Origin of the sequence: Thioalkalivibrio sp. ALE16 (assembly GCF_000381305.1) — a bacterium.
Classification (GTDB): domain Bacteria; phylum Pseudomonadota; class Gammaproteobacteria; order Ectothiorhodospirales; family Ectothiorhodospiraceae; genus Thioalkalivibrio.
This window is the reverse complement of the sequence record NZ_KB906369.1, coordinates 36,418-59,208: the sequence shown is the minus strand read 5'-3', so window position 1 is coordinate 59,208 and position 22,791 is coordinate 36,418. Positions and strand designations below refer to the sequence as shown.

General features: G+C 61.7%; 29 protein-coding genes. 3 read left to right on the top strand and 26 right to left on the bottom strand.

Annotated features, from left to right (window positions below; genetic code table 11):
* Positions 1-39 precede the first annotated feature (39 nt).
* Genes F627_RS0112470 through F627_RS0112445 form a run of 7 tightly spaced genes read right to left on the bottom strand, consistent with a single transcriptional unit; the run spans position 40 to position 4,149 of the window.
* Positions 40-387, bottom strand: coding sequence for a hypothetical protein (locus F627_RS0112470; protein WP_155987138.1), 348 nt, complete (start codon positions 385-387; stop codon positions 40-42).
* On the bottom strand, positions 377-772 hold the full coding sequence (locus F627_RS0112465) for a hypothetical protein (protein WP_019584233.1): 396 nt from the start codon (positions 770-772) through the stop codon (positions 377-379). Before F627_RS0112465 ends, F627_RS0112470 begins: the two co-directional genes overlap by 11 nt.
* The gene (locus F627_RS16045; RefSeq protein ID WP_155987137.1) at positions 756-1,745 is read right to left on the bottom strand and encodes a metallophosphoesterase; all 990 of its coding nucleotides are present in this window, start codon (positions 1,743-1,745) and stop codon (positions 756-758) included. Before F627_RS16045 ends, F627_RS0112465 begins: the two co-directional genes overlap by 17 nt.
* Positions 1,746-1,801: 56 nt before the next feature.
* A complete protein-coding gene (locus F627_RS0112455) occupies positions 1,802-2,071 on the bottom strand; it encodes a hypothetical protein (protein ID WP_019584231.1) in 270 nt (89 codons plus the stop codon).
* A gap of 45 nt (positions 2,072-2,116) precedes the next feature.
* Positions 2,117-2,497 carry a hypothetical protein gene (locus F627_RS17050; RefSeq protein ID WP_155987136.1) on the bottom strand — a complete coding sequence of 127 codons (381 nt, stop codon included), beginning with the start codon at positions 2,495-2,497 and terminating at the stop codon, positions 2,117-2,119.
* A 58-nt stretch (positions 2,498-2,555) separates the two neighbouring features.
* Complete coding sequence (locus F627_RS15825) at positions 2,556-3,029, bottom strand: DciA family protein (protein WP_019584230.1); 474 nt, start codon at positions 3,027-3,029, stop codon at positions 2,556-2,558.
* Between the two features lie 46 nt (positions 3,030-3,075).
* The gene (locus F627_RS0112445) at positions 3,076-4,149 is read right to left on the bottom strand and encodes a GNAT family N-acetyltransferase (protein WP_155987135.1); all 1,074 of its coding nucleotides are present in this window, start codon (positions 4,147-4,149) and stop codon (positions 3,076-3,078) included.
* Between the two features lie 178 nt (positions 4,150-4,327).
* Between F627_RS0112445 and F627_RS0112440 the strand changes: the two genes are divergently transcribed.
* A complete protein-coding gene (locus tag F627_RS0112440) occupies positions 4,328-5,740 on the top strand; it encodes a PhoH family protein (RefSeq protein WP_019584228.1) in 1,413 nt (470 codons plus the stop codon).
* Between the two features lie 317 nt (positions 5,741-6,057).
* Entirely contained in the window at positions 6,058-6,366 is a 309-nt protein-coding gene (locus F627_RS0112435; protein WP_231370161.1) for a hypothetical protein, read from the top strand.
* A gap of 43 nt (positions 6,367-6,409) precedes the next feature.
* Here F627_RS0112435 and F627_RS17235 read toward each other — a convergent pair whose 3' ends face one another.
* The 8 genes from F627_RS17235 to F627_RS0112395 all read right to left on the bottom strand — a co-directional run bounded on the left by F627_RS17235 (position 6,410) and on the right by F627_RS0112395 (position 10,803).
* The gene (locus F627_RS17235) at positions 6,410-6,964 is read right to left on the bottom strand and encodes a hypothetical protein (RefSeq protein WP_231370160.1); all 555 of its coding nucleotides are present in this window, start codon (positions 6,962-6,964) and stop codon (positions 6,410-6,412) included.
* A 49-nt stretch (positions 6,965-7,013) separates the two neighbouring features.
* Entirely contained in the window at positions 7,014-7,337 is a 324-nt protein-coding gene (locus F627_RS0112425) for a hypothetical protein (RefSeq protein WP_019584225.1), read from the bottom strand.
* A gap of 66 nt (positions 7,338-7,403) precedes the next feature.
* On the bottom strand, positions 7,404-8,309 hold the full coding sequence (locus F627_RS16040; protein WP_019584224.1) for a hypothetical protein: 906 nt from the start codon (positions 8,307-8,309) through the stop codon (positions 7,404-7,406).
* A 103-nt stretch (positions 8,310-8,412) separates the two neighbouring features.
* Entirely contained in the window at positions 8,413-8,592 is a 180-nt protein-coding gene (locus tag F627_RS15815) for a hypothetical protein (RefSeq protein ID WP_019584223.1), read from the bottom strand.
* Between the two features lie 53 nt (positions 8,593-8,645).
* Positions 8,646-8,894, bottom strand: a complete 249-nt coding sequence (locus F627_RS0112410) for a hypothetical protein (RefSeq protein WP_019584222.1) — start codon at positions 8,892-8,894, stop codon at positions 8,646-8,648.
* A 221-nt stretch (positions 8,895-9,115) separates the two neighbouring features.
* Complete coding sequence (locus F627_RS0112405; RefSeq protein ID WP_019584221.1) at positions 9,116-9,961, bottom strand: hypothetical protein; 846 nt, start codon at positions 9,959-9,961, stop codon at positions 9,116-9,118.
* A gap of 55 nt (positions 9,962-10,016) precedes the next feature.
* Complete coding sequence (locus F627_RS0112400) at positions 10,017-10,481, bottom strand: hypothetical protein (RefSeq protein WP_019584220.1); 465 nt, start codon at positions 10,479-10,481, stop codon at positions 10,017-10,019.
* A gap of 64 nt (positions 10,482-10,545) precedes the next feature.
* Positions 10,546-10,803 carry a hypothetical protein gene (locus tag F627_RS0112395; protein WP_019584219.1) on the bottom strand — a complete coding sequence of 86 codons (258 nt, stop codon included), beginning with the start codon at positions 10,801-10,803 and terminating at the stop codon, positions 10,546-10,548.
* 1,048 nt (positions 10,804-11,851) lie between these two features.
* Here F627_RS0112395 and F627_RS0112390 point away from each other — a divergent pair.
* The gene (locus tag F627_RS0112390) at positions 11,852-13,774 is read left to right on the top strand and encodes a hypothetical protein (RefSeq protein WP_155987134.1); all 1,923 of its coding nucleotides are present in this window, start codon (positions 11,852-11,854) and stop codon (positions 13,772-13,774) included.
* A gap of 63 nt (positions 13,775-13,837) precedes the next feature.
* On the opposite strand, the gene F627_RS0112385 is transcribed toward F627_RS0112390, so the two are convergent.
* The 11 genes from F627_RS0112385 to F627_RS15805 all read right to left on the bottom strand — a co-directional run bounded on the left by F627_RS0112385 (position 13,838) and on the right by F627_RS15805 (position 22,674).
* Entirely contained in the window at positions 13,838-14,614 is a 777-nt protein-coding gene (locus F627_RS0112385) for a hypothetical protein (protein ID WP_019584217.1), read from the bottom strand.
* A 53-nt stretch (positions 14,615-14,667) separates the two neighbouring features.
* Entirely contained in the window at positions 14,668-15,378 is a 711-nt protein-coding gene (locus F627_RS0112380; protein WP_019584216.1) for a hypothetical protein, read from the bottom strand.
* Between the two features lie 18 nt (positions 15,379-15,396).
* The gene (locus F627_RS0112375) at positions 15,397-16,146 is read right to left on the bottom strand and encodes a hypothetical protein (protein ID WP_019584215.1); all 750 of its coding nucleotides are present in this window, start codon (positions 16,144-16,146) and stop codon (positions 15,397-15,399) included.
* Entirely contained in the window at positions 16,143-16,460 is a 318-nt protein-coding gene (locus F627_RS0112370; RefSeq protein WP_019584214.1) for a hypothetical protein, read from the bottom strand. The genes F627_RS0112375 and F627_RS0112370 overlap by 4 nt, the downstream gene beginning before the upstream one ends.
* A gap of 24 nt (positions 16,461-16,484) precedes the next feature.
* Entirely contained in the window at positions 16,485-17,120 is a 636-nt protein-coding gene (locus tag F627_RS0112365; RefSeq protein ID WP_026332105.1) for a hypothetical protein, read from the bottom strand.
* A 30-nt stretch (positions 17,121-17,150) separates the two neighbouring features.
* Positions 17,151-17,885, bottom strand: a complete 735-nt coding sequence (locus F627_RS0112360; protein WP_155987133.1) for a hypothetical protein — start codon at positions 17,883-17,885, stop codon at positions 17,151-17,153.
* Positions 17,886-18,110: 225 nt separating this feature from the next.
* A complete protein-coding gene (locus F627_RS0112355) occupies positions 18,111-18,311 on the bottom strand; it encodes a hypothetical protein (RefSeq protein WP_019584211.1) in 201 nt (66 codons plus the stop codon).
* 51 nt (positions 18,312-18,362) lie between these two features.
* Positions 18,363-18,737, bottom strand: coding sequence for a hypothetical protein (locus F627_RS0112350; protein ID WP_019584210.1), 375 nt, complete (start codon positions 18,735-18,737; stop codon positions 18,363-18,365).
* Positions 18,738-18,962: 225 nt separating this feature from the next.
* The gene (locus F627_RS0112345; protein WP_019584209.1) at positions 18,963-19,667 is read right to left on the bottom strand and encodes a hypothetical protein; all 705 of its coding nucleotides are present in this window, start codon (positions 19,665-19,667) and stop codon (positions 18,963-18,965) included.
* Positions 19,668-19,729: 62 nt separating this feature from the next.
* Complete coding sequence (locus F627_RS0112340) at positions 19,730-21,088, bottom strand: hypothetical protein (RefSeq protein ID WP_019584208.1); 1,359 nt, start codon at positions 21,086-21,088, stop codon at positions 19,730-19,732.
* Positions 21,089-21,309: 221 nt separating this feature from the next.
* A complete protein-coding gene (locus F627_RS15805; RefSeq protein ID WP_019584207.1) occupies positions 21,310-22,674 on the bottom strand; it encodes a hypothetical protein in 1,365 nt (454 codons plus the stop codon).
* Between the last annotated feature and the right edge of the window lie 117 nt (positions 22,675-22,791).

Here is a 22,791-nt window from a genome sequence, read left to right as displayed (position 1 = left end):
TCTCATTCTACGGTTTCAACGAAACCCGGCAAGTGCCCTTCAGCTCAACCCTTCCGGCCAGCGCACGAAGAGTGCGTAAAGGCCAATCAATCCGACCACCCCGAGCATCAGGACGACATAGAACGCCAGCGCGAAAAAATGCGCCCAGGGCGAGACGCGCGGGTCGTCAAGGGTAGCGGGATTAAAGGCCATCGACACCCAGAGCCCCCATACACCAATCGCGATGGCCAGCCCCGTATCCGGTACCTCGGCGGCGATCCCCATCCACGCAATCATGCCGCCAACACCAGACAAGACCACCCACTCCTGCGGTCGCCTGGGGCGATAGGAAAGCACCCGCCGCCAACCGGCGGAGAGTGTTCGAGGGATGCCCTGGTCATCGATCACCGGCCGACTCCTTGATGTGCTCCGGAACCTCCCCGGGAATCCATTGCTCGTGCAACCAGGGCTCCCAGGGTCCGTAATGTTTTCGATCGAGGAGGAATTGGAGGGCCACATCCAGGGTGTATCGAACGGTCTTGGCCGGGTCGATATTCCCCGTTCGATAATACAGCTCCCGGGGCACAGTCATCGGGCGGGCCTGACTATAGTCGAGGACCATAATGCCGTTGATCTCGACCCATGCATGACCGTAGCGCAGCCCTTCGATTCCGCCACCAGTACCGGTTACGAGGCCGTGTACCAGCTCCGCATTATCAGCGCGCCCAATCGTACGTGTAACCGCCTCCAGGCCCTGGTACGCGCTCTTGCAGCAGTTACCCGGCGTTCGCATCGCGCATCCTCGTCTCGATGATTTCATCCAGCGTCAGGACCGGTAGCGCATCCGGTGGCATGGGCATTTCGTTCCTCGGGGGGCGCATCCAGCGGTAAGCGGCGGTATCCGTGCTGACGATGTTGGTGTGCGCCACGATGGCCTTGACCGGCGTATGACCTACCGCGCAGGCCGCCAGCGCCTCCCCCCGTTGATCCATGATCGGCTCGTTGAGAACCGCTTGAATCCACTTTCCCCACCACTCGATGTCGTCTTCGTACTCACGCTCGGTGATTTCATTGCCGGCGCGGATCCATGCCGCGTGATCGGGATGCCGGCGTTGTCGCCCCCATAATGCGGACCGCATTGCCACCGGATCGGATCCCGGGTCCCGGGATTCTCGTTCGAGGGCGCACAGAAATCCGTCCCAGCTCAGTAGCAGTGGCACTTCGGCGTGCGTAATTCCAATGCGTTCGCCCAGTTGAGTTTCAACCTCCATCGCGAAGGGGAGGGCAGCGACCTGGCGGGCGAAATTCTTGATCCACCGTTCCGTCTGTCCCGCCACCCATGCGCCACCATTTTGTAGCCACAGGTGCGCGCGCTCGGGATCGCCGACGTCGGATTGGCTCTCTAGCATCATCTGCTCGTGGTTGCCTCGGCACGCCCGGAACCAGGGTTCTTCCAGCCAGTCCGCCGCGCGCTCCGACTCCGGCCCTCGGTCGATCAGATCCCCAACACTCAGGAGCCGATCACAAGCGGGATCGAACCCACGATTTTCGAGGGCGCGCTCAAGCGCGGAGAACATGCCGTGGATGTCGCCAACAACATAATCCGTCCCTCGGGTGTTGACTCCGAGGTGCTGGATGACCATTTCCGGGTCTCCGCGCTCAAAAATCCCATCCGGGAAGGAAGCGCTCCGTGCATGACGCTGAACAGCCGCGTTCAGTTCGAACGCAGCGGGTGAGTCCATCGGAATGGGGTTTTCGGTTTTCAATGCTCGCTCCTTGAGCTTTTGGAATCGTTTCTAGGGGGCGTTGGTCGCCCTCGATATCACCCCCGCTGGGCGTGGCGGTTGAAAGCACTCTGTGCCATCTCGAAGGTATCGCCTTGGTAGACGATGTCCTCTTTTTCGAGCATGACCCTAAAGGTGCCGTCAAAGCGCACACAGAAGGTCAGGCGGCGCGGGTACCCACGAGATCGGCCGATAGTGCAGGCCGCGTACTCCATCCAGGTCTCGCGCTTCCAGTGCTCGAACTCAGCGCGTTCGATTGCCACAGGGGCCGGCCGATACGCCCGGCTACGTTCAATCGCGGTTGCCATCTTGTCTCCTTCGGGTTTCACCCGGGCTTCGCCGCCGTCGGTTTTTCAAATGACCGCCCGGCTGTACGCGCCGTCTGATTGAAGCCAATCTTGCTCAACGTCGCGCTTTGGCTTTATAGGCGGATCGTTGTTGGTCGGTGTCGCTCCTATTTTACGGACCTTTCCGGTTCTCACGTCCACCTCCCACCCACGCAAAACCTGATACCCCTTTCTGCGCTTTTCCTCGATCCGCTCCCACATTTCGGGCGAACTCATCCGGATTTTCTTGATCTGCTGGATCTTCGGGTTTGCCGGATTCCATTTTCCCCAGACTGAGATGTACACGCCCGGGTCGTCCGGGTCTGCCACCAGGCCCCATACTTTTTCTCCGCCGCTTTTGCCAGGGGCGGTGAAAAGATCGACTGCAATCCAGCGTTCATCATTCATTGTTCGGTGTCTCTTCCGCTTTCCTGCAAGCCTACCGCGCGCGCTGGCCCTGTCGATTTTATTCGGCTTGTTGCGTTGCTCCCGGATCGCCTTTTCGGCGGGGATCTCCCGCCTTCGCCAGTCGTTGGAGGGCCTTCGCCAGTTGAGGGTCGTCAATGGTGCGCGCGGTCGTTTCCAGTTGGGTGCGAGCGCCCTCTGGGATCTCCCGCGGGAGTTCTCTGGTGACCGCTTCTGAATCGAGCGGGGCGGCGCCCTTGGCCATCCGGATCTGAACCGTGTTCAGTCCGCGCCACCCCGCCGCCTGAACCGCCTTCAGCGCTTCCCGCTGCTGGAAACGGGCCTCGGTGGCCATTCCTCGGTCGCGACACACCAGAACCAGTGTTTCATCGCGCACGGCACCCTGGAGGCGGCCGGACTCGACATCGCGCGGAAACAACGCCGCCAGAGCCTCATTTACCCCCGCCATGCGACGGACGTGCTGAAGCAAGTTTTCGGGGAGAACGCTGTTGATGCGTTCCGGCATAAAACGCATGCGAGTTGGCCTCAAGGGGTTCGAACACCACCCTGATCCTATCGCTTCAAGGATCCCTGTCGACTTTCCCGGACGGCTTGGTGTTCAGCCTTGCCGGGGTGGCGGCATGTTCCCGAATGAACCGGTGGATGGTGCGCTGCGCTTCTTCGGCCCCTAACGTGTCATACAGCCATTCCGCCTGATATTCGAATGGTCCTGTGACCGCCATTTCCAGCGCCCGGCGGCGGCCAGGGTCGGGCTCGACGTGTGCATTGCGCTGGACGGTCTCTTCGGCACGCGGAACCAGGCTGTAGAGGTCGCGCCAGTACGCGTCGATGAAATGAAGGGCGGCTTGGCCGGAGGTATCCATCAGTCGTGAGAAGACGGAGTCCAGTTGAGCCCCCATCTTCTCGATCTGCTTCTCGCGCTCAATGATGGCCTGCTCGTAAGGATCCAGGGGGTATAGTTTCGCGTCCTCGTTCTCGGGTAGCGGGTTTTTCGGATGGAGGTTTCCGGCCACATACGGACCCTCGGTGAACTCCGGGCAAGGCACGACATGCAGCGGGTCATAGCGGGTCCAGAACCGCAGAATCCCACTGTGCGGTCGCAGACCAGGTTCGCATTCCGGGCACCCAACCAGATCGCGGGGCGTCCAGGTCACCCCGGTCGGGTCGATGATGGGCCGCGCGCCGTCTCCGACCATCAACGGTTGCGGGATCAGGGATACCACCTGGCTCTGATTCAGGCTGTCGCGAAGGGCGTGGGTCGCCAGTGCATGCCCCACACCATGACCGCGCCACCGGGGAATCACCACCAATAAATCGATGATCCCCCAGGGGCGCACCCAATGTGATGGCGGGGGATCGCTCCAGATCCCGCGCAAAGTGCCCCGTTCCAGGCTGTTGATAAACGGGTAATGAATCCCGATGGCGCCGCTGTAGCTCTCCATCAACGAAAAGAGATCCCGTCCATCCGCAAACCCCCGGATGAAACTCACCTCGGACGCCTTCAGCCACCCCGCCAACTCCTTTTGCTGCGTCTCCGGATTCTGAATATAGGCCGAAAGCGTAAAGCGCCCGATTGGGTTGGACCGAACCGCCGATCGTTCGGTGTGGCGTTCAATTAGAACTGGCTGTTTCATCCTGCCCTCTCGGCATCGTCCATTGACGCCCGTTTTCAGGGTGCCGCATCCCGGGACCACCATCAAAACCCCGACCCGTGCCGCGTCGGCTCGGTGCATCGTTTTCGAAAGCGTGGCAAAGTGGCTCTAACCGACTGGAGTCGGCTGAACAACACCCCATCCAAGGAAGGAGCGATCCATGATTCATCCCCGCCTGCTCGTGCTGGACACCAACGTTCTGATGCACGACCCCACCGCCTTGTTTCGTTTTCACGAACACGACCTGTTCATTCCGATGGTTGTGCTGGAAGAACTCGACCGGCACAAAACGGGGCAGACGGATGTCGCGCGCAATGCGCGCCAGGTGAGCCGTTTTCTGGACGACCTGGTACAGGGACAGGACGGTGACATGCGAAGCGGTATTCCGCTGTCGGGCTCAATGGAACTGGAGCGCCATCAGGGCCCCACCGGTCGGCTGTATTTTCAGATGCAGGCCGAGGATTCCGCCCCACCAGAACATCTCGAACCTCTCACCGCGGACAATGCGATCATCGCGTGCGGTCTGAACCTGTCTTTGTCGGAAGCCTTCAAAGGGCGCGATGTGGCGCTGGTCTCCAAGGACATCAACCTGCGCATCAAGGCGGCCGCAGCCGGGATCGAGGCCGAGGACTACCGTAACGACCAGGTGCTCCAGGATGTCGATCTTCTTCATCGAGGAGCGGCGGAACTGCCGGCGGACTTCTGGGAAACCCACGGCAATGCGCTCGATTCCTGGCAAGAGAATGGTCGGAGCTACTATCGCGTTTCCGGACCGCTTATCGAGGAATGGGCACCGAATGACTTCGTGTATCGCCTGGGGGATTCGGACACGGACATCGAGGCGATGGTCCGATCGGTGGATCATGCCTCACAAACGGCGGTGCTGGAGGTTGTTCGGGACTTCCAGAATCCCCGTCATTCCGCCTGGGGCGTGAAGGCTCGGAACCGCGAGCAGAACTACGCCCTGAACCTGCTGATGGATCCTTCGATCGATTTCGTGACCCTGGTCGGGGCCGCCGGCACCGGAAAGACCCTGCTGGCGCTGGCGGCCGGTCTCTCCCAGGTCCTCGATCAGCGCACCTACCGCGAGATCATCATGACGCGGGCCACCATCCCGGTCGGAGAGGACATCGGTTTCCTCCCGGGCACCGAGGAGGAAAAGATGACTCCGTGGATGGGCGCGCTGATGGATAACCTCGAAGTGCTGACGGAAAACCCGGATGGCGGGGACTGGGGGCGTTCGGCGACCGAGCAGTTTCTTTCCAACAAGGTGAAGGTACGCTCCATGAACTTCATGCGGGGTCGGACCTTCTTTGAGCGTTTCATTATCCTCGATGAAGCACAGAACCTGACCGCCAGCCAGATGAAGACGCTCATTACCCGCGCCGGTCCCGGCACGAAAATCGTCGCACTCGGCAATCTTCAGCAGATCGATACCCCATACCTGACCGAGACGTCCTCCGGCTTGACCTACGTGGTCGATCGATTCCGGCCGTTTCCGCATGGCGGTCACCTGGCGCTTGTTCAGGGCGAACGTTCACGATTGGCCGATTTTGCCTCGGAGGTTCTCTGAGCCTCAACGATCAAAGGACTTGATCCATGTTTAGTTACAACTTCGTGTGCACGGAATGTGCCTTGGGGTTCCCCGGGGAGGGGCCGCTGTCTGCCACATGCCCCGAATGTGGCGGGGTCTATCGAGGGCGCCGGCGGACGCTTTTGAGGACGGATTCCGCCGCATTTGCTCGGTGGTCCTCTCGGAATCCGAAGATCCCGATCCGCTGGGTGGAGCCGGCGTTGGAGACCGGCTAAATCACGCGGATGTCGGAGCGACACGGGTTGAGGGCTTTTCCGAAATTCCTGATGGGTGCGGGGTTGGCCGGTTTGGTTCTGGTGAGCATCACGCTGGCCCGTGCCTCGCACTGGTCGGAATGCCATTTCGATGTGACGGTGCTGGTGCAGGCCGATGGCTATGTGACGTTGGAGCTGGAGCGGGTGCTCCATGCGGATGGTACGGGTGGCGACGATCCTGAAAGATGTGCGCACGGTTTTGCGGATGGTGAAGTGGCGCTCCAGGCTGTGACCGAGGGTGCTGATCGGTTGTTGACGGGTGCCCGGCTTCGTGCGCGCTGGATGGAATACGGGGCCATGGGGCCTGAAGGCCCCGTCTCTTCGAGCATTTGGACCTTCTCCCGCCGCTGAACTACAGTGCTCGGCCACTCGGGCGATTTCTCAACAACCTTTTCTAGGTGCGGCGGTACGCCCGGTGACGCTGCCGATCCTCGCGACGCTGTGCGATCGTCCGGTCGCTGGGCCGGATGTGTTCCCAGACCCGGGTTTTGATCGCCTGGTTCGTTCGATCGGGTAGGGCGGCGCGCACCGCGGGCAGTCCACCCATCTCCCACTGTTCCTTCAGCACCCGGATCTCGTCTTCGCTCCAGAGCGGGGCGGATTTCTCCGGGGTGTGCGATACCCGCAGATCCCAGGCCCGCCATTTCACCGCCTGGCGGGTCTTCCCCAACATCGATGCCAGTGGGGACGTTCCGAGACGGGCGTACTCCGCTATCACCATGGCATCTTCTTCCGGCGTCCAGGGCCTCAATGGTCCGCGGGCGGCATGCTGGATACCGAGCTTGCGGGCCTTGCACTGGATCGATTTGGCCGAGCGGTTCGTCAATCTCGCTTGAACACCTTCAACGCCGTCTTGCGGATAGCGGTCACGCAGGGTTTCGATTTCGTCTGGAGTCCATTCCACGCGGGAGCTGTCCGTTGATGGGTCTTCGCCGAGGATAACACCCAAAAAAAAGCCCCCGAAGTCCTTTCGGACGCCGGGGGTGGTGGGGTTTAGGTCAGCGCATTGCTGCCTCGATGTCCGCGATGCGGATATCTTCGGTCTCGAACGCGACATCTGTGTGCTTGACCATCGCGGTCCAACGCACGGCGTCGCTCGATACCGAGCACTGATCCATTTCGGTGTCGTCCATGTCTTCCCATTCCATGGAGAAGTCGAAGAACTTCGCCTCATTGAGCTGGTGCTTTTCGCACAGCGCCGCCAGCTCCTGGATGCGTTGAAGCGCCGCCTCGGTCAGAACGATCGTCCCCGACAGCGGCTCCATCCCGCCGTTCAGGTCGTTGGGGGCCACATCGAGTCTCAGTGTGGTGCTTTTCGTCATGGTAATACTCCTTGAAAGAGGGGCCTTATGGCCCCGTTGGGTGACTTCTTTGAAATCCGGTCGAGCCTATTGGTCCGTCTCTTCCGGTTCGGTTGTGAGGCCTCGAGCCACGACTTCGTGAGCGGCCGTTGCGCAGTCATCTCCGGCGAGTACGAGCTTTTCGCCCAGCGCCCGGCCGGCTTCGGTCGGCTCGCCGTAGCCAATGGCCACGACATGGTCGTGAAATGCATCCGCGTTCCACTGTTCGAGCTTCGCGCCCGATGAACACCCCTTTTGAGGGGGTTCGGAACCCGGTTGATCGGCGGCCTCCACATGCCGCGCCTTGCAGTGCTTGCAGACATAGAGCGTGTCGAATTCCCCGGTCGCGACCGCTGTCCATTGATGGATGCCGTCGTACTGGCGAATCCCCTGGACGATGGCCGTGCAGGCTTCGACAAAGGTCGACGTGTACTCCCGCAGATTGACTTCCCAGAAGTCCAGGAAGACTCCCTTCCCTTCATACTCGAAGCGTTCTGCGGCGTACCGGGCCATTCGCTCCCCGTCGTCGGAGAACGGCAGGACCTCCTCCCGAACCTCCCGGATCAACCCTTCCGGGTCGTCCAGCTCTTCGGGCGGGTTCCGGGCGATGTCCATCACCACATCCTCGAACTTGTCCGGGCTGTAGCGCTGGATCCCGCTGTGCGGATCCGCCGATACGCATTTCTCGGCCCAGTACCCGAGCGAAAGATCGATCGGGCCATCCCCGGGCTGGCGGAAGAACTCGAACATATCGTGCATTCGGGCAAACACATACGTGCCCATATCCCCGCTGATCGCGATATACCCCGGCCAGGTGGTGAGCCGATAGCTTTGGACATTGGTGTTCGGGGCCGCGAATCGGATACTCCGAAAGACCCCGTTGTCCTGCTCGATGACCATCTGGTGCTGTTCGAGCTGCGCCACGAGTTGCTGTGCAGTCTTCGTGTGTTCCATAGGTTTTCTCCTGAAAAAGCGCCTCACTGAGGCGGTGGTGTAGACGTCACCGTTGGGCGGCCTTCCGCCCGGTGGTTCCGATGGGGCTCATGAACACGAATGGTTATTCGCGTTCAACGGCTGGACTCTCCAGTTGGGTCACAACCCATGTATCGCGCGAGAGATCCGATCCATGGGCGTAGTCGCCCGCTTCCTCGGGGTCGTTGAACGGCCCCACGAACGTCAACCCGTCAATCGGGTTGCCACAAACAAGAATGCATTGAGTGGCGTTGGCTTCGGACATGGTGATTCTCCTTGAAAGAGGGGCCTTATGGCCCCGTAGTGATGTGACGAGCCCTAACCCGCACACCAGTTTCCGGCGGCGTCTTTTACGAAGTCCTGCGACGAACAGGGCTTCCACGCCGGACCGCCGTCCCAGCGGATAGACGTCACGGCCGCACTGCGACCATCGGATAGGCGGACCAACATGGTCTGCCAACCCGACGCATCGCTCGGATCGTGGAGCACCGCCCCGTCTCCCGGGGCCAGTGCATCCAGCAGCACCGTATCCAGTGACCGCGGGGCGACGAACGTGAAGTTACGCATAGTGGTTCTCCTTGGTTAAAAGCCTCGAACAAGGCGGTGGGTCGACAACAGCCCCGGGACCGGGGTCTGCGCTTCTTCCATGCCGGGTGAGGGCATGGGCTTGAAGCCGGGGGGCCGCGCTCGGACCGGGCGGATGCCCAGGAGCGCCGACGGAATTGGGAAAGGCCACCGCCCGCGTTCACAATGAACACAGGGGTGGTAAAAGGGGGTGGGTTTAGCGGTCAGGCCGCATCGTCGCTGGACCGGATGCATTCGATCGCATCCGGATCCCCGAGGTAATAGCCGTCGTACCCGCCATCGTCGATGTCAAACTGGGCTCCGGTCAGAAACTCGGGGGATGTCATGCGCGCAGCGGCCGCGTCACCATCCGGGGCGTAGACCCGGACGGTGGCTGAACAGGTCGAGTCAAAGGTGACGATCCCCTCATAGAGGCTGTCGCCGGCCTGGGGCTCGTTCAGCACCGTCGGTGCTTCCGTCTCCGTCTCCGTTGCCGGAGCGGACTCCAGTTGCCCATCGAAGCCGATGGAACCGCCCTTGCGCATGAACTCGAGGACATGGTCGATGCCGATGACATCGATGCTCTCCCGTGTGATGCGGGTGACGTGTCCACCGAATTCATTACGGCGGGTTTTGTCGCACCAGTACGCCGCCTTGGCCTCGATGCAGTCCAGGCGGTCGGGGCCGGTGTTCTCGGGCTTGGAGAGGATGGACTGAAGCACGTCTCGCCAATCGATCCCGATCTCGGGGAAATCAATCTCGGGCCACCGATCACCCTGCTCCAGAGTCTCCGGATACCCTTGAAGGACCTCACCGACCCTCGCCATCCATCCAGGCGCTGACTCCAGATCCGGGTAGTTTTCATCGATCAGTTTGCGGATCACGTCCAACTCATCCGGCTCGATGACCCAGAAATTGGAATCGCCGTCTTCCAGGAAGAGGTAGTAACTCCCGTTCGGTTGTTCCTCGATTCCGACGCCCATCCCCTCGAGGATCTTCTGATCCAGGGGATTCAACAGGCGCTTCGGGATGTCCTGAAGGACGGTCGTGGTCTCGTAGTTGTTGCTCATAGTGATTCTCCTTTGAAAAGCCCCGTTCGGGGCGTTGAAAGCCGCTCTGAAGGATTCAGATCACGGCGATGGATGTGCCTTCCTTTTCGATCTTTGCCAGCCAGCCAGCCAACAGAAGGTGGCCACTGGCATTCAATCGCATCAGGTCGCCATCCAGACAGGTTCGCAGACGCAAGTAGTCCACGTCCTTGCCTTCCCTCATATCCATCGGCCCCATGAGTCTCTCGAGAAGGGCCTCTGTGGGGATCCAGATGGCTTCCGGTGGCTCGGGTGCGCCGCGGTCCCGGGGATTCTTGAAGAGATCCTCAATCCGGGTGGTGATTGCGGTATACCCAAGTCCATTCGTGACGTAACGACCCGATTCCTCGGATCGCTCGATCGCCCCCATCGTTTGAGTGGTCCAGTGATCCGGGTGGTGGATACACCAGTCGAACGCGCTGGCGAACGTCTCCTGTTCCTCTTGATCGGAGGCGTTCCGACAAAGGATCAGGCCGTACGCACCCTGAAATGCTCGTGCCATGGTGTGTTCTCCAAAAAAGAGGGGCGCAAGCGCCCCTGTGCTCAGGTCTTACAGGGTTGGACTCTTACGTGATGTGAGAAACCATCGACAGATCCGGCGTCAGGTTTTTCAGGCGGCCTTCGAACACGCCGACCGCTACAAAATCCTCCGGACGACCGGGATCAATCCCCTCGACCATTTCCATCATCGTGCGCATCTGCGCATCGTGGATGGCTTTTTCAACATCCTCCCCGATCGTGGTGATGGTGACGAATTCGTCACCGCCGCGCTTTCCGGGCGCGGCATATTCCGGAAGAGAGAGAACAATGGTGTACGTACTCATACGCTGATTTTCCTCTAAACAAGCCCGCGTGGGCGTGGGTCTAAAACAGCCCCGAGGATCGGGGTCTGCGCTTCATCAACACCGGGTGAGGGTGCTGGCTTGAAGCCGGGGTGCCGCGCTCGGACCCGGACAGGGCCGGGGAGCGGCGGCGGAATTAGAAAGAAAAACCCGCCTGCGCAAAGCAAGGCGGGTGGTGAGGTCGGTATACACAGGCTGTCCAACCGGTCCGAGCCTGACATCAGGACGGACAGCCCGGGTGGCGATAGCGCCACACGATGAATCGATCCGCCGCGGCATCATGCGCTGCGAGGCGTCCCATACGCACCACAGGATGCGGGAGCGGGATTCCATTCAACGGTCGTTCGGGTACGTCGCATCCGCCGAGGGCGGCATGGACAGAATCGGAATTGGTTCCGATGGCGGGTTCGTTTCGTGTGTGACGCGGGGCGTAGTCCGAGGCACGAAACGATCAGAGGCCTTTCAGCCTTTCGCTCAAGCGCGCGGCGCGCGGCTCGAAGCGTCTTGCAACCGCTACTGACCTCACAGCGTTCGCCGGTTGCCGGGTGTGCTCTTCACCCGAGGTGCGATGGGATCGCACCAGGCAGGGGGGTTCCAATGTTCCCGTCGGGCGTTTCACCTCGACGACCTGAAAGCCCCAGTCACGCAAGGCCCGGCCCTGCGTATACTGCCTTGGTTTTCGCAAGCGCGGATCCGCTTCACTCAACCCTTCGTTGCATCCTGTCCACTCGGTGGGTACCGGTCAAGTCCATTTCTCGGGGCGAAACACCACCCAAAAAATCGACAACGACCGAATTTTCGATACCCTGTTGAGGGAATTCCAAACCCCAGTTCAAGGATGAATATGAGCCTTCTCGCATCATTTAACCCCGAGCATGCGGACGCCGCCTCGGCTTGCACCTCCACGGACCCATCCCAATGGGACATAGACTCCAGTGAGCCAATCGACCCCCTTCGCGCTCCCTTATCCGCCCCCGAGATCATTGAGTACGTTCTCGACGCCCCTACACCGAAGGATTACACGGTACGAATGCTGGAAGCCCTGTATCGCGAGGCGCTCGGCGGGGTGGTGGGCCTGACCCCTGATAAAAGCGGCGCCCGACTGGAGCGGCTGCTGGGGATCAAGTCCAAGACCCTGCTGGAGCGCCTACGCAAGCGCGACAATGCGCTGTACAAGCGAACGTTCAAGTTCTTTTCCCAGAAGGAGGGTTCGGCACAGCAAGGGCGCAATCGCATGCTCTCGAAGCTCTACGGGACCTGGACGGCACGGCGATATCAACGAGGCATCGATGATCCCGGTCTCCCAACGCTCGAGCTGATCTGGCTGAAGGACTACTTTGCGCGACGCCCGGCGATCGCGGTCAGCGAGGGCCCCCCGATCCCGAGTGACGAGGCGCTCGATGAGGCGACCCATATCCCTGAGTACCTCGGGCCCTTTATCAGCGAAGGGATATCCACATCCGCTCTCGTGGCACAACAGCTTTCGAGCGGCCCGATGAACGATGTCGAATCGCGCGCCCTCGTAAAGGCCCGGTGTCTTCTCCAGGACGTCTTCCTGTCGGACCGGATGGAGCGATCCGAACAGCGCCGCACCGCGCGCGCTCTGATGGCCTTTTGCTGGCTTATCGGCCCCTGTGACCTCACCTCCCATCTGATCGGATACAGTCCGCACCTCTTCCCGTTCTTTCTGGACCCTGACCCCGATCTGGACGACGCTCGATGGGCGCCCCTGTTCACTATCGACCCCGAAATGCGCGGGCGCCGAGAGCTGTTCCGGGCGCGCCTGGCGGCCGATGTCGGCTTCTTCTATCCGGGGCACTCGTTCGAGGAAAGTGGTTCTTGGATGATTCGAGCGGGCGAGGGTCTTCAACGCACAGAGGGCTCTTTGACGGTCATCCGGGCCCGAGAGTCCGAGCAACTTCTGGATATGCTTCTCGACGTTCTGGATGCGGGTGCCGCCGGCACGTCGTACGCTCACCTGGAGGGCTTCCCCTGGGGTGCAACGCGGCAATCGGTTGACCAGGTTCGCCGAGGTCTCGAGCGACTGGACCCGGGTGCCACCGAGCATCAGGTTTGGAGCGAGACCGTGTTAGCCGAGGCCATGATGAGCGTCGGGCGTTTTCTCGAGTCCCTGGAGGCGGATGAACAGGCGCTGGCGGACAAAGCGGCGCAAGCGGAACAGGCCGACACCGTGCGCGAGCGCGGCCAACTGCTGACCGAGCTGGCGGACGCAATGGAAACGACGGTGCAATCTCATCTTGCATCGCTTCAGCCGGTCCTCGATCTTGACCTTCCGAAGCTATCGGACGGCCAGTGCCCCACCGATTTTCCCACGCCGGAGCCGAATCCGGATCCCGAGACGGACGGGCCGACCCCGCTCGAATGGGAGCAACTCCAGGCGGAGAATGACGCTCTGCGCCAGGCCCTTTTTGCGGCCGAGGACGAAGTTCGCGCGCGACGGCGTTGTGCTCAAACGGGGGGAGCGGGGGCATCCGATCCGAGCCTGAACGAGGCGATTGAGCGCTACGTATCGAATGACACTCCGGACCACGCCCTTCAGCTACTCGCGGCGATGTATCCGGATCGGGTTCGGTTGCTTCCCAGCGCGACCGGGAACGAAACGCTGGACCTTCAGGGCGCGACGGTGATGTCCAAGGTTGGGTCTCTGATCCGGGACGGCTATACACCCCTTCGAGAGGAAGGCTTTGGAGGCCAGGTTCGAGAGGTGGTGCCCGGCAAGATCTCCCCCAGGGAGAGTGACCGCGTCGAATCCAGCGAGAAGCTCCGATCCCATCGCCGATTCAAGGACGGCGACCAGATTCGGGAAATCTTCCCGCACATGACGCTCAGCCATACGGTGCGCCTGTACTTCGAATTCGACCGCACCGAGGATCGGATTATCGTCGGGTACATGGGCAAGCATCTGCCCACGGGCCGTCACGCGACGGTCTGAAGCGATGTCCTGATCGGATCCAACCCCGATCCCAGGCGGGTCGGGGTTGCGCCGGCGGCGCTCTCAGATGGCCGGCTTATACGCCGACGCTCGATTCCGGAGCCACTCCTGCTCCGGATCCAGGGGCGGGCTCCCCAGGGGCCTCCCGAGTGCTCGATCCCGGGCGCGAAGCGCCCATTCCAGCGTGAAGTTGATGGCGTGGCGCGTTCGGTCGGGGGCCGTCGGTCGTTCAACCCTCAGCCAGTCCCGCTGGACGCTGGCCACCAGGCTCTCCACGGCGTCCTCAGGCGTCTCGTGCGACTGGATCGTCGTGCACCCTGAGGGATCGCGCATCGTCAACGCGACCGTCCAGCGATCGGGTTCGGTGAAGGACAGATGGGCCCACTCCAAACAGTGGACGAGTTGCGGCGCGGCGCCAGGCGGCTGCGGACGAATCCGATTCCACCACGTTCGATCGAAACTCCAGATGGCCGCGTCGCCGGGGCCGGGCGCCCGCAGGCGGTCCCGCCCCTCGGTCTGCGTCAACAGCTCCTTCGCATCTCGGTAGAACGAATGGTGGTATCCCCCGCGGAGCTGGTGCCTGTCGAGCAGGTACTCCGGCGCAAGAATCCCTCCGTTGTCGTGGGCGACCTGATCGACATACCGCTGAAAAATCGTCTCTGTGCGCTGCTGGTTTTCACGGTGCGGGTCCGCCAGCGGTATCAGACACCCCAACAAGGGGTGCTGGTAAAAGCCATGGCGCTCGACGCGCTCCTCCTCCTGCGGTTCCAGCATCGCCGAGGGGTCCCAATCACTCCCTCGCCGCCGGCGCGCTCCGCTCACGTTATCCTGTTGCTCCATTTTTCAATCCTTTCGTATGCACCCCAGCGGATGGGCTGACCCGGCGGGGTTGGTTAAACCGGCGCGTGGCGGCGCGCGGTCACGCTGTAGGCCCAGGCCGCCAAACCCCTCCCTATGACCACACCCCTTCGGCTCTCTGGTATCGACGGCAGGATGCCAATACGGTGCTGATAGAGCAGGGCATCCACACACAACCGAGCGAACCAGGCGGCCGCCGCCTCTGAAGTGGATCCCTCCTCCTTTCTGATGGGGGGTTGGGCACCCGCATTGCGCAGTATCTCCAGCGCCCTTTGGATCCCGGCGTTCTGGCCGAGCGCCCATCCGTCTTCATCGACGACCTGATAGATGCGATCTGCGTTGTTCGCGCGCTCCGCGGGCCCGATGCGCTGTACCGTCCGGCCGCTGTCGATCGCTACCTCCAATCCATGCAGGGCCTTCGCGCGCCATCCCGAATCGGGTGCTGATCTGATGCCCGCCACCCACAGGGCGTATTCGGTGGAGATTCGGGACTCGGATTCCTCGATCGCATCTTCAATCTCCCTGTGGTCGGTCACCAGTACCCCGCTATCCGGGATCTTCCGGCCGTTGAACCGGCGCCGATCCAGGTCCTTACGCCCTAGCAACAAGGGGTAGTTGGCCCCGATGGGGGCGCTTCGCATGTCTTTCCAGATCTGGGCAAACCCGGGATCACCGAGGTTCAGCGGGAGGATTGTTCCGAGGGCATCGGAGTGCAGGTACAGATCGATCGGTTTTTGTCTCGGCATGTTGCAGGGTCTCGTTTTTCAGATAACGGCATACTGCCGGGCCGAGCTGGAATTCGCCCACACGGATTCCGCGGTCTGCCGCTTCTGCGCCTGGTGCAGGCAGGCATCCAGAAAGAGCCCCACCAGGTTGAGGCGAGCCTTCTCGCGGGCCTCGGCGGTACCGGAGGTCGGTGTGGGCTCCGTGTTCAGCGGTGGACAGTCTTCTGCGATCCATTGCAGCAACGTCGGCGCGGACCCCGGTTGCGAGTGGATGCCCTCTATATAGCGGTGCCGGAATCGATACAGCGCTTCAACCCGGGTCGCTTGCGGATCGGGTTCGACCCGGTGAAACCGGACCGCCGATTCCCCAAATCGTGAGAGATTCTCGCAGGCAGGCTCCAGGTGCCGTTCAAACACGGAAGACGGTTGTCCGGTCTTCAGGTTGGATTGGGGTGGTAGCCAGATGTATTCGTCGCGGCCCGTGGGATTTGGGTCCCAGGCGCTTTCGAGTGTGTTTTCCTGCCAGGCTTGGGCCACACGCTTTGAGACGGCGGTGCGTGTGGTCGGGGTGGGCTCCGGGATTTCGATGGCGGTATCGAAGTTCCGGGGTTGGCCCCGAGCCCAGTCAAAGACGATGGCCTCTCGGTACGCGCCGGTTGGGACGATTTCGTTCAGGGCCCGCATGGTGGCCTTGTAGGCGGTCGGGCCGGCTGCCCGAACGGCGAAAATCCGTCCCAGCTCCGGATGACTGTACCCGGCAATCGCCGGGGTGGGGTCAGACGCGCTCATTGGCCGGCGGCCGTGTTCACGAAGCCATGCACCAGATCCCCCTCCGGGGTCTGCCCGCCCACCATCATCCAGCCCTTCGGGAGCGGGACTTCCTGGATGAAGCGCTCTTCCATCGCGCGAAGCACTTCCGCCGGCTCCTGGTCGCGGTCGAACTCTGCGTCCGCATCGAACTGCTCGACCCAGTCGGCGCGGGTGGCGGCCTTGAAGACCCGTGTGCCCTCGGGCCACCCCAGTTGGGCGATCGCCTGGCGGGAGACCTTCTCGAACACTTTGTACGGGTTCGGCTCTTCGGGGGATTGGTTGTACAACACCATGGTGATTTCTCCTTTTTTCCGGGTTCAGGCGGCCGAGCCGATCTGGGCGCGCAGGGCGTTGTGTTCCCGGCGCACATGATCGGCGAAGTCCTCGGCCAGCCGCCCCAGGGCCTGATGGCGCATGAGGCGCTCGATCAGCACCGCCGGCGGCTCATTCCACGCGCCAATCCCCGTCCATTGCAGCACGGCCGCATCTTCCAGCGTGTCCGCCAGCGCCTGCCCGATCGCCTGAATGCGATGGGCGGCGCCCTGAATACGCGTCCGCCCCGATGCCGGGTCGTACTGGATCTCGATGCGATGGCCTCGGTAGGCGAGAGACCCCTCCATGCGCCCCGTGCCTTCGATGACATGGAGATCGATGGCAATCTCTCGCGCATTGCCCCGAGCCGGGTTGGCGTGGGTCAGGCGAGCATCCTTGTGCAGGTCGCCGCGGGCCCGGATGCAAACGTCCGTTTCCAGGTGGCGAACCTCGAACACCGGATCCATTCCGCCCCGGTCGACCCGCATAGGTGAACCGACGGGGAAGGTGAGGGTGCCCAGTTGGATGTCTCGGGTCAGCTCGTAGGTGTCGCCCTCGCGCGGGCAGTCGAAATGACGCATGGTGTGCTCCTGTTCCGGCTCCGGGCCGGTTCCGTGTTGCGATTGGTTGAGGGTTCCCATGCTATCCGGATCGTCGCGCCTGTCGATTTCTCAGATCGGGAGCGCTTCGAGGCGTCCCGCCATCGAGTAGGGGACGCGCATCTTGCTCCGTCTGCCGTTATCCAGGTTCCCCACCAGGGTGATCGTCCGCGCGTTATAACGGATCACGGTGCCCACGAAGCGCCGACCCTTGTGCCAAAACTGGTAGGTTCGGTGCGGTGGCACCTGCCGGCGGATCGCCACGGCATCCAGGGCGGGCGCTTCGGCGCTTCGATTCCCCGCTGGATTACCGGACTGCATCGTCTGAGCGCCTTCTTCCGGGTAGTGGTCGCGCACGGCTTGTTGCAGCGCCTGCGCCCAGCGGGCGTGGGGAAGCTCGCTCAGAATCGCGTAGAAGGCGTCATTGTGGACGCTACCGCGCTGGCGCCCGCCCTGTTCGCACTGAATCGCGTGCGCGGTTTCATGGAGAATCACGTGACACACCAGATCCGCCATCGAAGGCGCGCGGTCCCAGCCAAGACGCTCGCGCTCGCGGACGTGCAGCCAGCGGCTCACATCCCCGATGAGATGCTGGCGCACCATCTCACGTCCGAGCGTGATCCGATGGCGGTCAGGGGCGTCGCGATGATAGGTCTGCTGGCCTTTCCCCCGCACGAAGTACAGAGGGCGCTCGAGCTGACCGTCCAGCCCCCGGGGGATATGCTGTTCGGCCATTCGGACCAGGTGCTCCGTAAAGCGATCTGCGACGCTGGCGAGTGGTTTCTGTGCGAAGGCGGATGTGTTCACGTTCGAATTCCTTTTCGATCGGTTTCGGGATCGATTGTGCATGGGTTTGAGGCGCGGCGCAGGTACCCGCCTGGGCCTCCACTACGGCGCGTCGGTTGATCGAGGGTCCCAGTCTGCCGGATGGACGCCGCCCGTCGAGTTTTTTGAGTGGCGGGCGCCCACAAAAAAACCCGGCACCGTTCCAAATGAACGATGACCGGGCGTGGGTCTCGGGGATCGGGCCATTCAGATCCGGTTGAGGATCATGGCTTCGATCCGAGCGTCTTCGGCTCTGTTGAACAGCCGCTGGGCCACATTATCGGTGACCACGGGATTTTCCTCCGGAAGGAATCGCCGGGTCTCCCGTCGCGCCTCATCCATGTCGCGGATGGGGCCGAACTGCTGTGTATCCCACAGGGCGTCTGCGATTTCGCTGCATTCACTCATGGTGTGCTCCTCAAAAAGGCCGCCCACGAAGGCGGCCGGGGTTCGTTGTGGTCAGCCGCGGGCGGCCGACTGGATCTGGGTGCGTAGCACGGCCTTGTTGCGTGCCACCTCCGGGCTCGATTCCTCGATCGATGCGAAGCGTCCTTGACGATAGGCAACCCCGAAGGCCTCCGCATACCCCAGGCCGTCATTTAGGCAAATAGGGGTTTCCCCCTGGATTTCATCCGCTCGAATAGTGGTGTACGCGACCGGCTCCCGAAGGGCCCCGGACAGGGCGTTTGCCATTTGATACACCTCGCCCGTATGGGTCCCCACCATCCCGGCACCCTTGATATAGACGCCGTTCACGAACAAAGCCGCCTGGAGCGGCGGCTCTTCATTCTGGATTTGAACGACAGCGATGGGTGGGTAGTGATTCTGGTGCATGGGTGACTTCTCCTTTTGTATAACCTCGAAATGAGGCGGTGGGTCGACAACAGCCCCGGGACCGGGGACTGCGCTTCTTCCATGCCGGGTGAGGGCATGGGCTTGAAGCCGGGGGGGCCGCGCTCGAACCCGGACCGGGCCGGGGAGCGCTGGCGGAATGCGTAAAGGCCACCGCCACCGTTCCAAAAGAACGGCGGGGTGGTAAAGAGGGTGTGGGTTTCGAGGTCAGATTGGCGCGTACGCCAATGCCTCCGGGTGGTTTTGGATCCACAGCTTCTCGAGGTCGCGTTCACCGAGGATTTCTACTCCCCTCAGCACAATCTCGAGCGCCAGCATGTTGCGGATGCGTCGGCTGTGATCTTCCGGATCATGATCGGGTATCCCATAGCCGTTGGATTCCGCGACCCAGCCGGTCCGCACCATGTACTGAACGGCAGCCTTGAACGACCCCCGGAAAGAACGGGGCCCTTTCGGGGCATATTCGATGACCCGATCACTGGGCCAGCCGGTCCAGACCAACCCTTCCTCTGGGTTGGCATCCTCGGGATCAATGAAGATTTCGCCATAGCGTAATGCTGTACTGAAGTGCGCCGGCCCCGATGCCACATTTTTCGGCACTTTGTGCGTCTTCTCGTGGATCGCGCCGGCCAGCTCCACGGCCATTTTCGGCCGTCTTGCATCGCCTGGATTGGCGTTCGCCCCATTGCCACACCGAAGGAACCGGTCGATCTCCTCTCCGGATCCCGATTTCGTATCAACCCAGGTGGTTCCTCGACCAAAGATCAGGATCCATGGGCTGAAGGTTTCGTCGCCGATTTCTCGCTGGCGACGGGCCAGTTCCTCACGCACCAGTGTGACGTTTTGGGACTCCCGAAGGTCATACAGGGTGCCCAGACGAGGGACCGTCGCGGTCCAGCGTTTGTCTTTCATGAAGGTTTCTCCTTTCAAAAAACCCCGGCCGACGATGTCGGTCCGGGGGGTGGGTATATGACTCAAGCCGCTACGGGCGCCTGTGCCTTTTCTTCCTCGATCGAACGCTTTCCTGCTTCCAGCATGCGTTCGATTTCCGCTGCCACGGATTGATCTCCGTAATAGCCACCGACGCACTCCAGCGTTTCCGTCTGCGACCATTCCCCGGTTTCCGGGTCCCGATCGCATCGTTCGACATGACACGCGTAGACATTGCCGTTTGCCCAGTCGAGATACTCCTGGACCTCAGCACGCGCCGCTTCAAGCCGAGCCTGTTGGCGACCGATTTCGCGACCGCGCGCCGTCAGACAGAAACGTTGCTGCTTTTCCGCCTGATGGCACCAGTCCCAGGCTTGACCCCAGTCGCTGAACTCCAGGATTTCCCCGGACAGATCCAGGGCGTCCAGGAATTCGGGGTCCACATGCACCTGAGGCTGGCCGTTCGGACCTTTTTCTAACGACGCGAACGCCGCTCGATCCTGGTTCCGGTCCAGCTGGTCGAGCCCGTCCTTGTTGAACAGGTAGGCCGCCTTGATGCGGTCGCTGAAACTATCCTGCACGACCAGGTCGATGGGGCCGGCACTGGAGTGATAGCTGTAATCAATCTCCAGCATGTCCGGATTACCCAGCGGGGGGCTGGCTTCCCAGTACGCGTACCAGGCCCGATCCATGAAATCCTCGAACAACACCCGGTCATCCCCCTCATTGAGCAGGGCGGCCGTGAAGTGTTCGAGTTGCTCACGGGTCGGTTGTCCCATGCCAAGATCACAAGCCAGTTCCAACAGCTCGTCCCGACAGGGCACATCCTCCAGGGCCTTGTTCTGCCAGCAGTGCCGGGCCCGCATCCGATCCGTGACGTTCCCCACCGAGGTGGGCGGATACCCCATTTGACGCAGCCATTGCCGCGATTCCGGGTCATCCGCGGCCGCTTCCACGAACCACTCCTGCGGAATGATGCGCTGAAGTGCCCGTCCGTCCAGCCATAGATCGACGATCTCCCGCGGGCGCTGGATCGCAATCGTGCGAGCCAGGTCCTGGGGGATCGGCGATTCGTCCCCGATATGCTCGAAGGCAACACGCCAGGTGAAGGGGTCAACGGATCCGTGCTGGTCGACATCATCCGCCAGCAGGGCATCCGCCACCCGGCGCTTCTGTTCTGGAGAGGCTCTATCCAGAATCACGACCTCACCGAGCTGATCGAAGGCTTTCTGGGGCGATTCTGCCGTTTCGTCGTACGATGCCCATGCCACCAAACAGGTGGTTTCGTCGACCTTGCGGACGACAACATCCTGCCCCATCCCCTCGATGTGAGGAGCGGGGTTTCGGATTTCGAGCCCATCGATGTCCGACGGGTCGATGTCACAATCGCTTTGAAGGGACATGGTGGTTCTCCTTGGTCAAAAAGCCTCGAACGAGGCGGTGGGTCGACAACAGCCCCGGAAACGGGGTCTGCGCTTCTTCCATGCCGGGTGAGGGCATGGGGTTGAAGCCGGTATGCCGCGCTCGAACCCGGACCGGGCCGGGGAGCGCTGGCGGAATGCGTAGAGGCCACCGCCACCGTTCCAAAAGAACGGCGGGGTGGTAAACGAGGGTGGATTGAGGCTCAGGCGGCTTGCTGCTCCGCCTGCGCCTTTTCGGTACGAATCTGCCGGGTCTGGTCTTCCAACCCTTCCCGCAGGTTCATCTCCAGGCCGGATGCTCCGTGGATCTCCCAGAGGCTGTCTGCCTGATCGGTGTAGACCCACTCCCCGGCATTCGAGTCGTAGTCACAACGCTCGATGACGTAACCATAGACATCTCCGTTGGCCCAACCTTCGTACAGATCGGCGAGCGATTCAGCGATCGCCCTGCGCGCCTGAGCACGGCCCCACTCCACTCCGGACGGGGTCAACGAAAAATACCTACCTTCAAGCACATTCTTGCGCCACACCTGCGCGGCCGTCATGTCCTTGAACTCCAGGGGAGCGTCGTCCAGCCCGAGGGCTTCACGGAACTCGGGGTACACCTCGACGTGAACGGTTGACCCGTGATACTCGGCGCGGGAAAAGGCCTCCAGACGTTGTTGATCATCCAATTCTTCCCGGCCGTCCTTGTTCAGCAGGACAAAGGCCTTCGGGTCTTCCGAAAAGCCGTTCTTCACCGACAGGTCGATCGGATCGGCGCCGCCGTTCGTGCGATAGCCCAGCTCCACGAGGTCCGGATCCCGTAGGGGGTTTTCCGCTTCGAACAAATCCCGCCACACTTCATCGATGAACCGATCGTCGTCTTCGTACCGACCAAACGCCGTCTTAATGAAGTGCGTGCTAAATCGTTTCAGGGATTGTTCTTCAACGTGGCGACGGCCGAGGTCCTTTGCGAGGCTGAGTAACTCAGTGGTTACCGGAACATCTTTCAGACGGCACTCCGTCCAGGCCCGTTCCGCCAGCTTCTGGATTGTCGCAGGGTCATTGGCCGTTTCTCCGAACCGATTGATCAACCATTCCTGCGTGTCCGCGTCATCGGCGACCGCCCGGAGGAACCAGTCCTTCGGGATTACCCGCTGAGGGGCGATCCCTTTGAACCATTCATGCTCCAGTATCTCGCGATACCGCTCCAGGAACCGTTCGGCCAACTTCTCCTCGATGTCGCTCAATTTCTCAGCAGTGAATTCCTCCCGGGCTTCCTCCCAGGGGAGGGCGGTGATTTCTCCATTGTGTACGGACTCCGCACCCAGGGCTTTACGAACGCCCTCGAGATCGTCGTCGGTTGCACAGTCGAGCAACACCACGCGTCCGAGCATGTCCCAGGAATCCTGGGGGCAATCGGCATGACTGTCCTGCACCGCATAGGCCACCAGACAGGTGGTTTCATCGACCTTTCGGACGATGGTTTCTTCACCCGCCATGATGGTGTTGGGCAGTGCATCCGGCGGGATGTCCAGCCCATCGATGTCCGACGGGTCGATGTCGCAATCGCTTTGAAGGGACATGGTGGTTCTCCTTGGTCAAAAAGCCTCGAACGAGGCGATGGGTCGATAACAGCCCCGGAAACGGGGTCTGCGCTTCTTCCATGCCGGGTGAGGGCATGGGGTTGAAGCCGGTCAGGC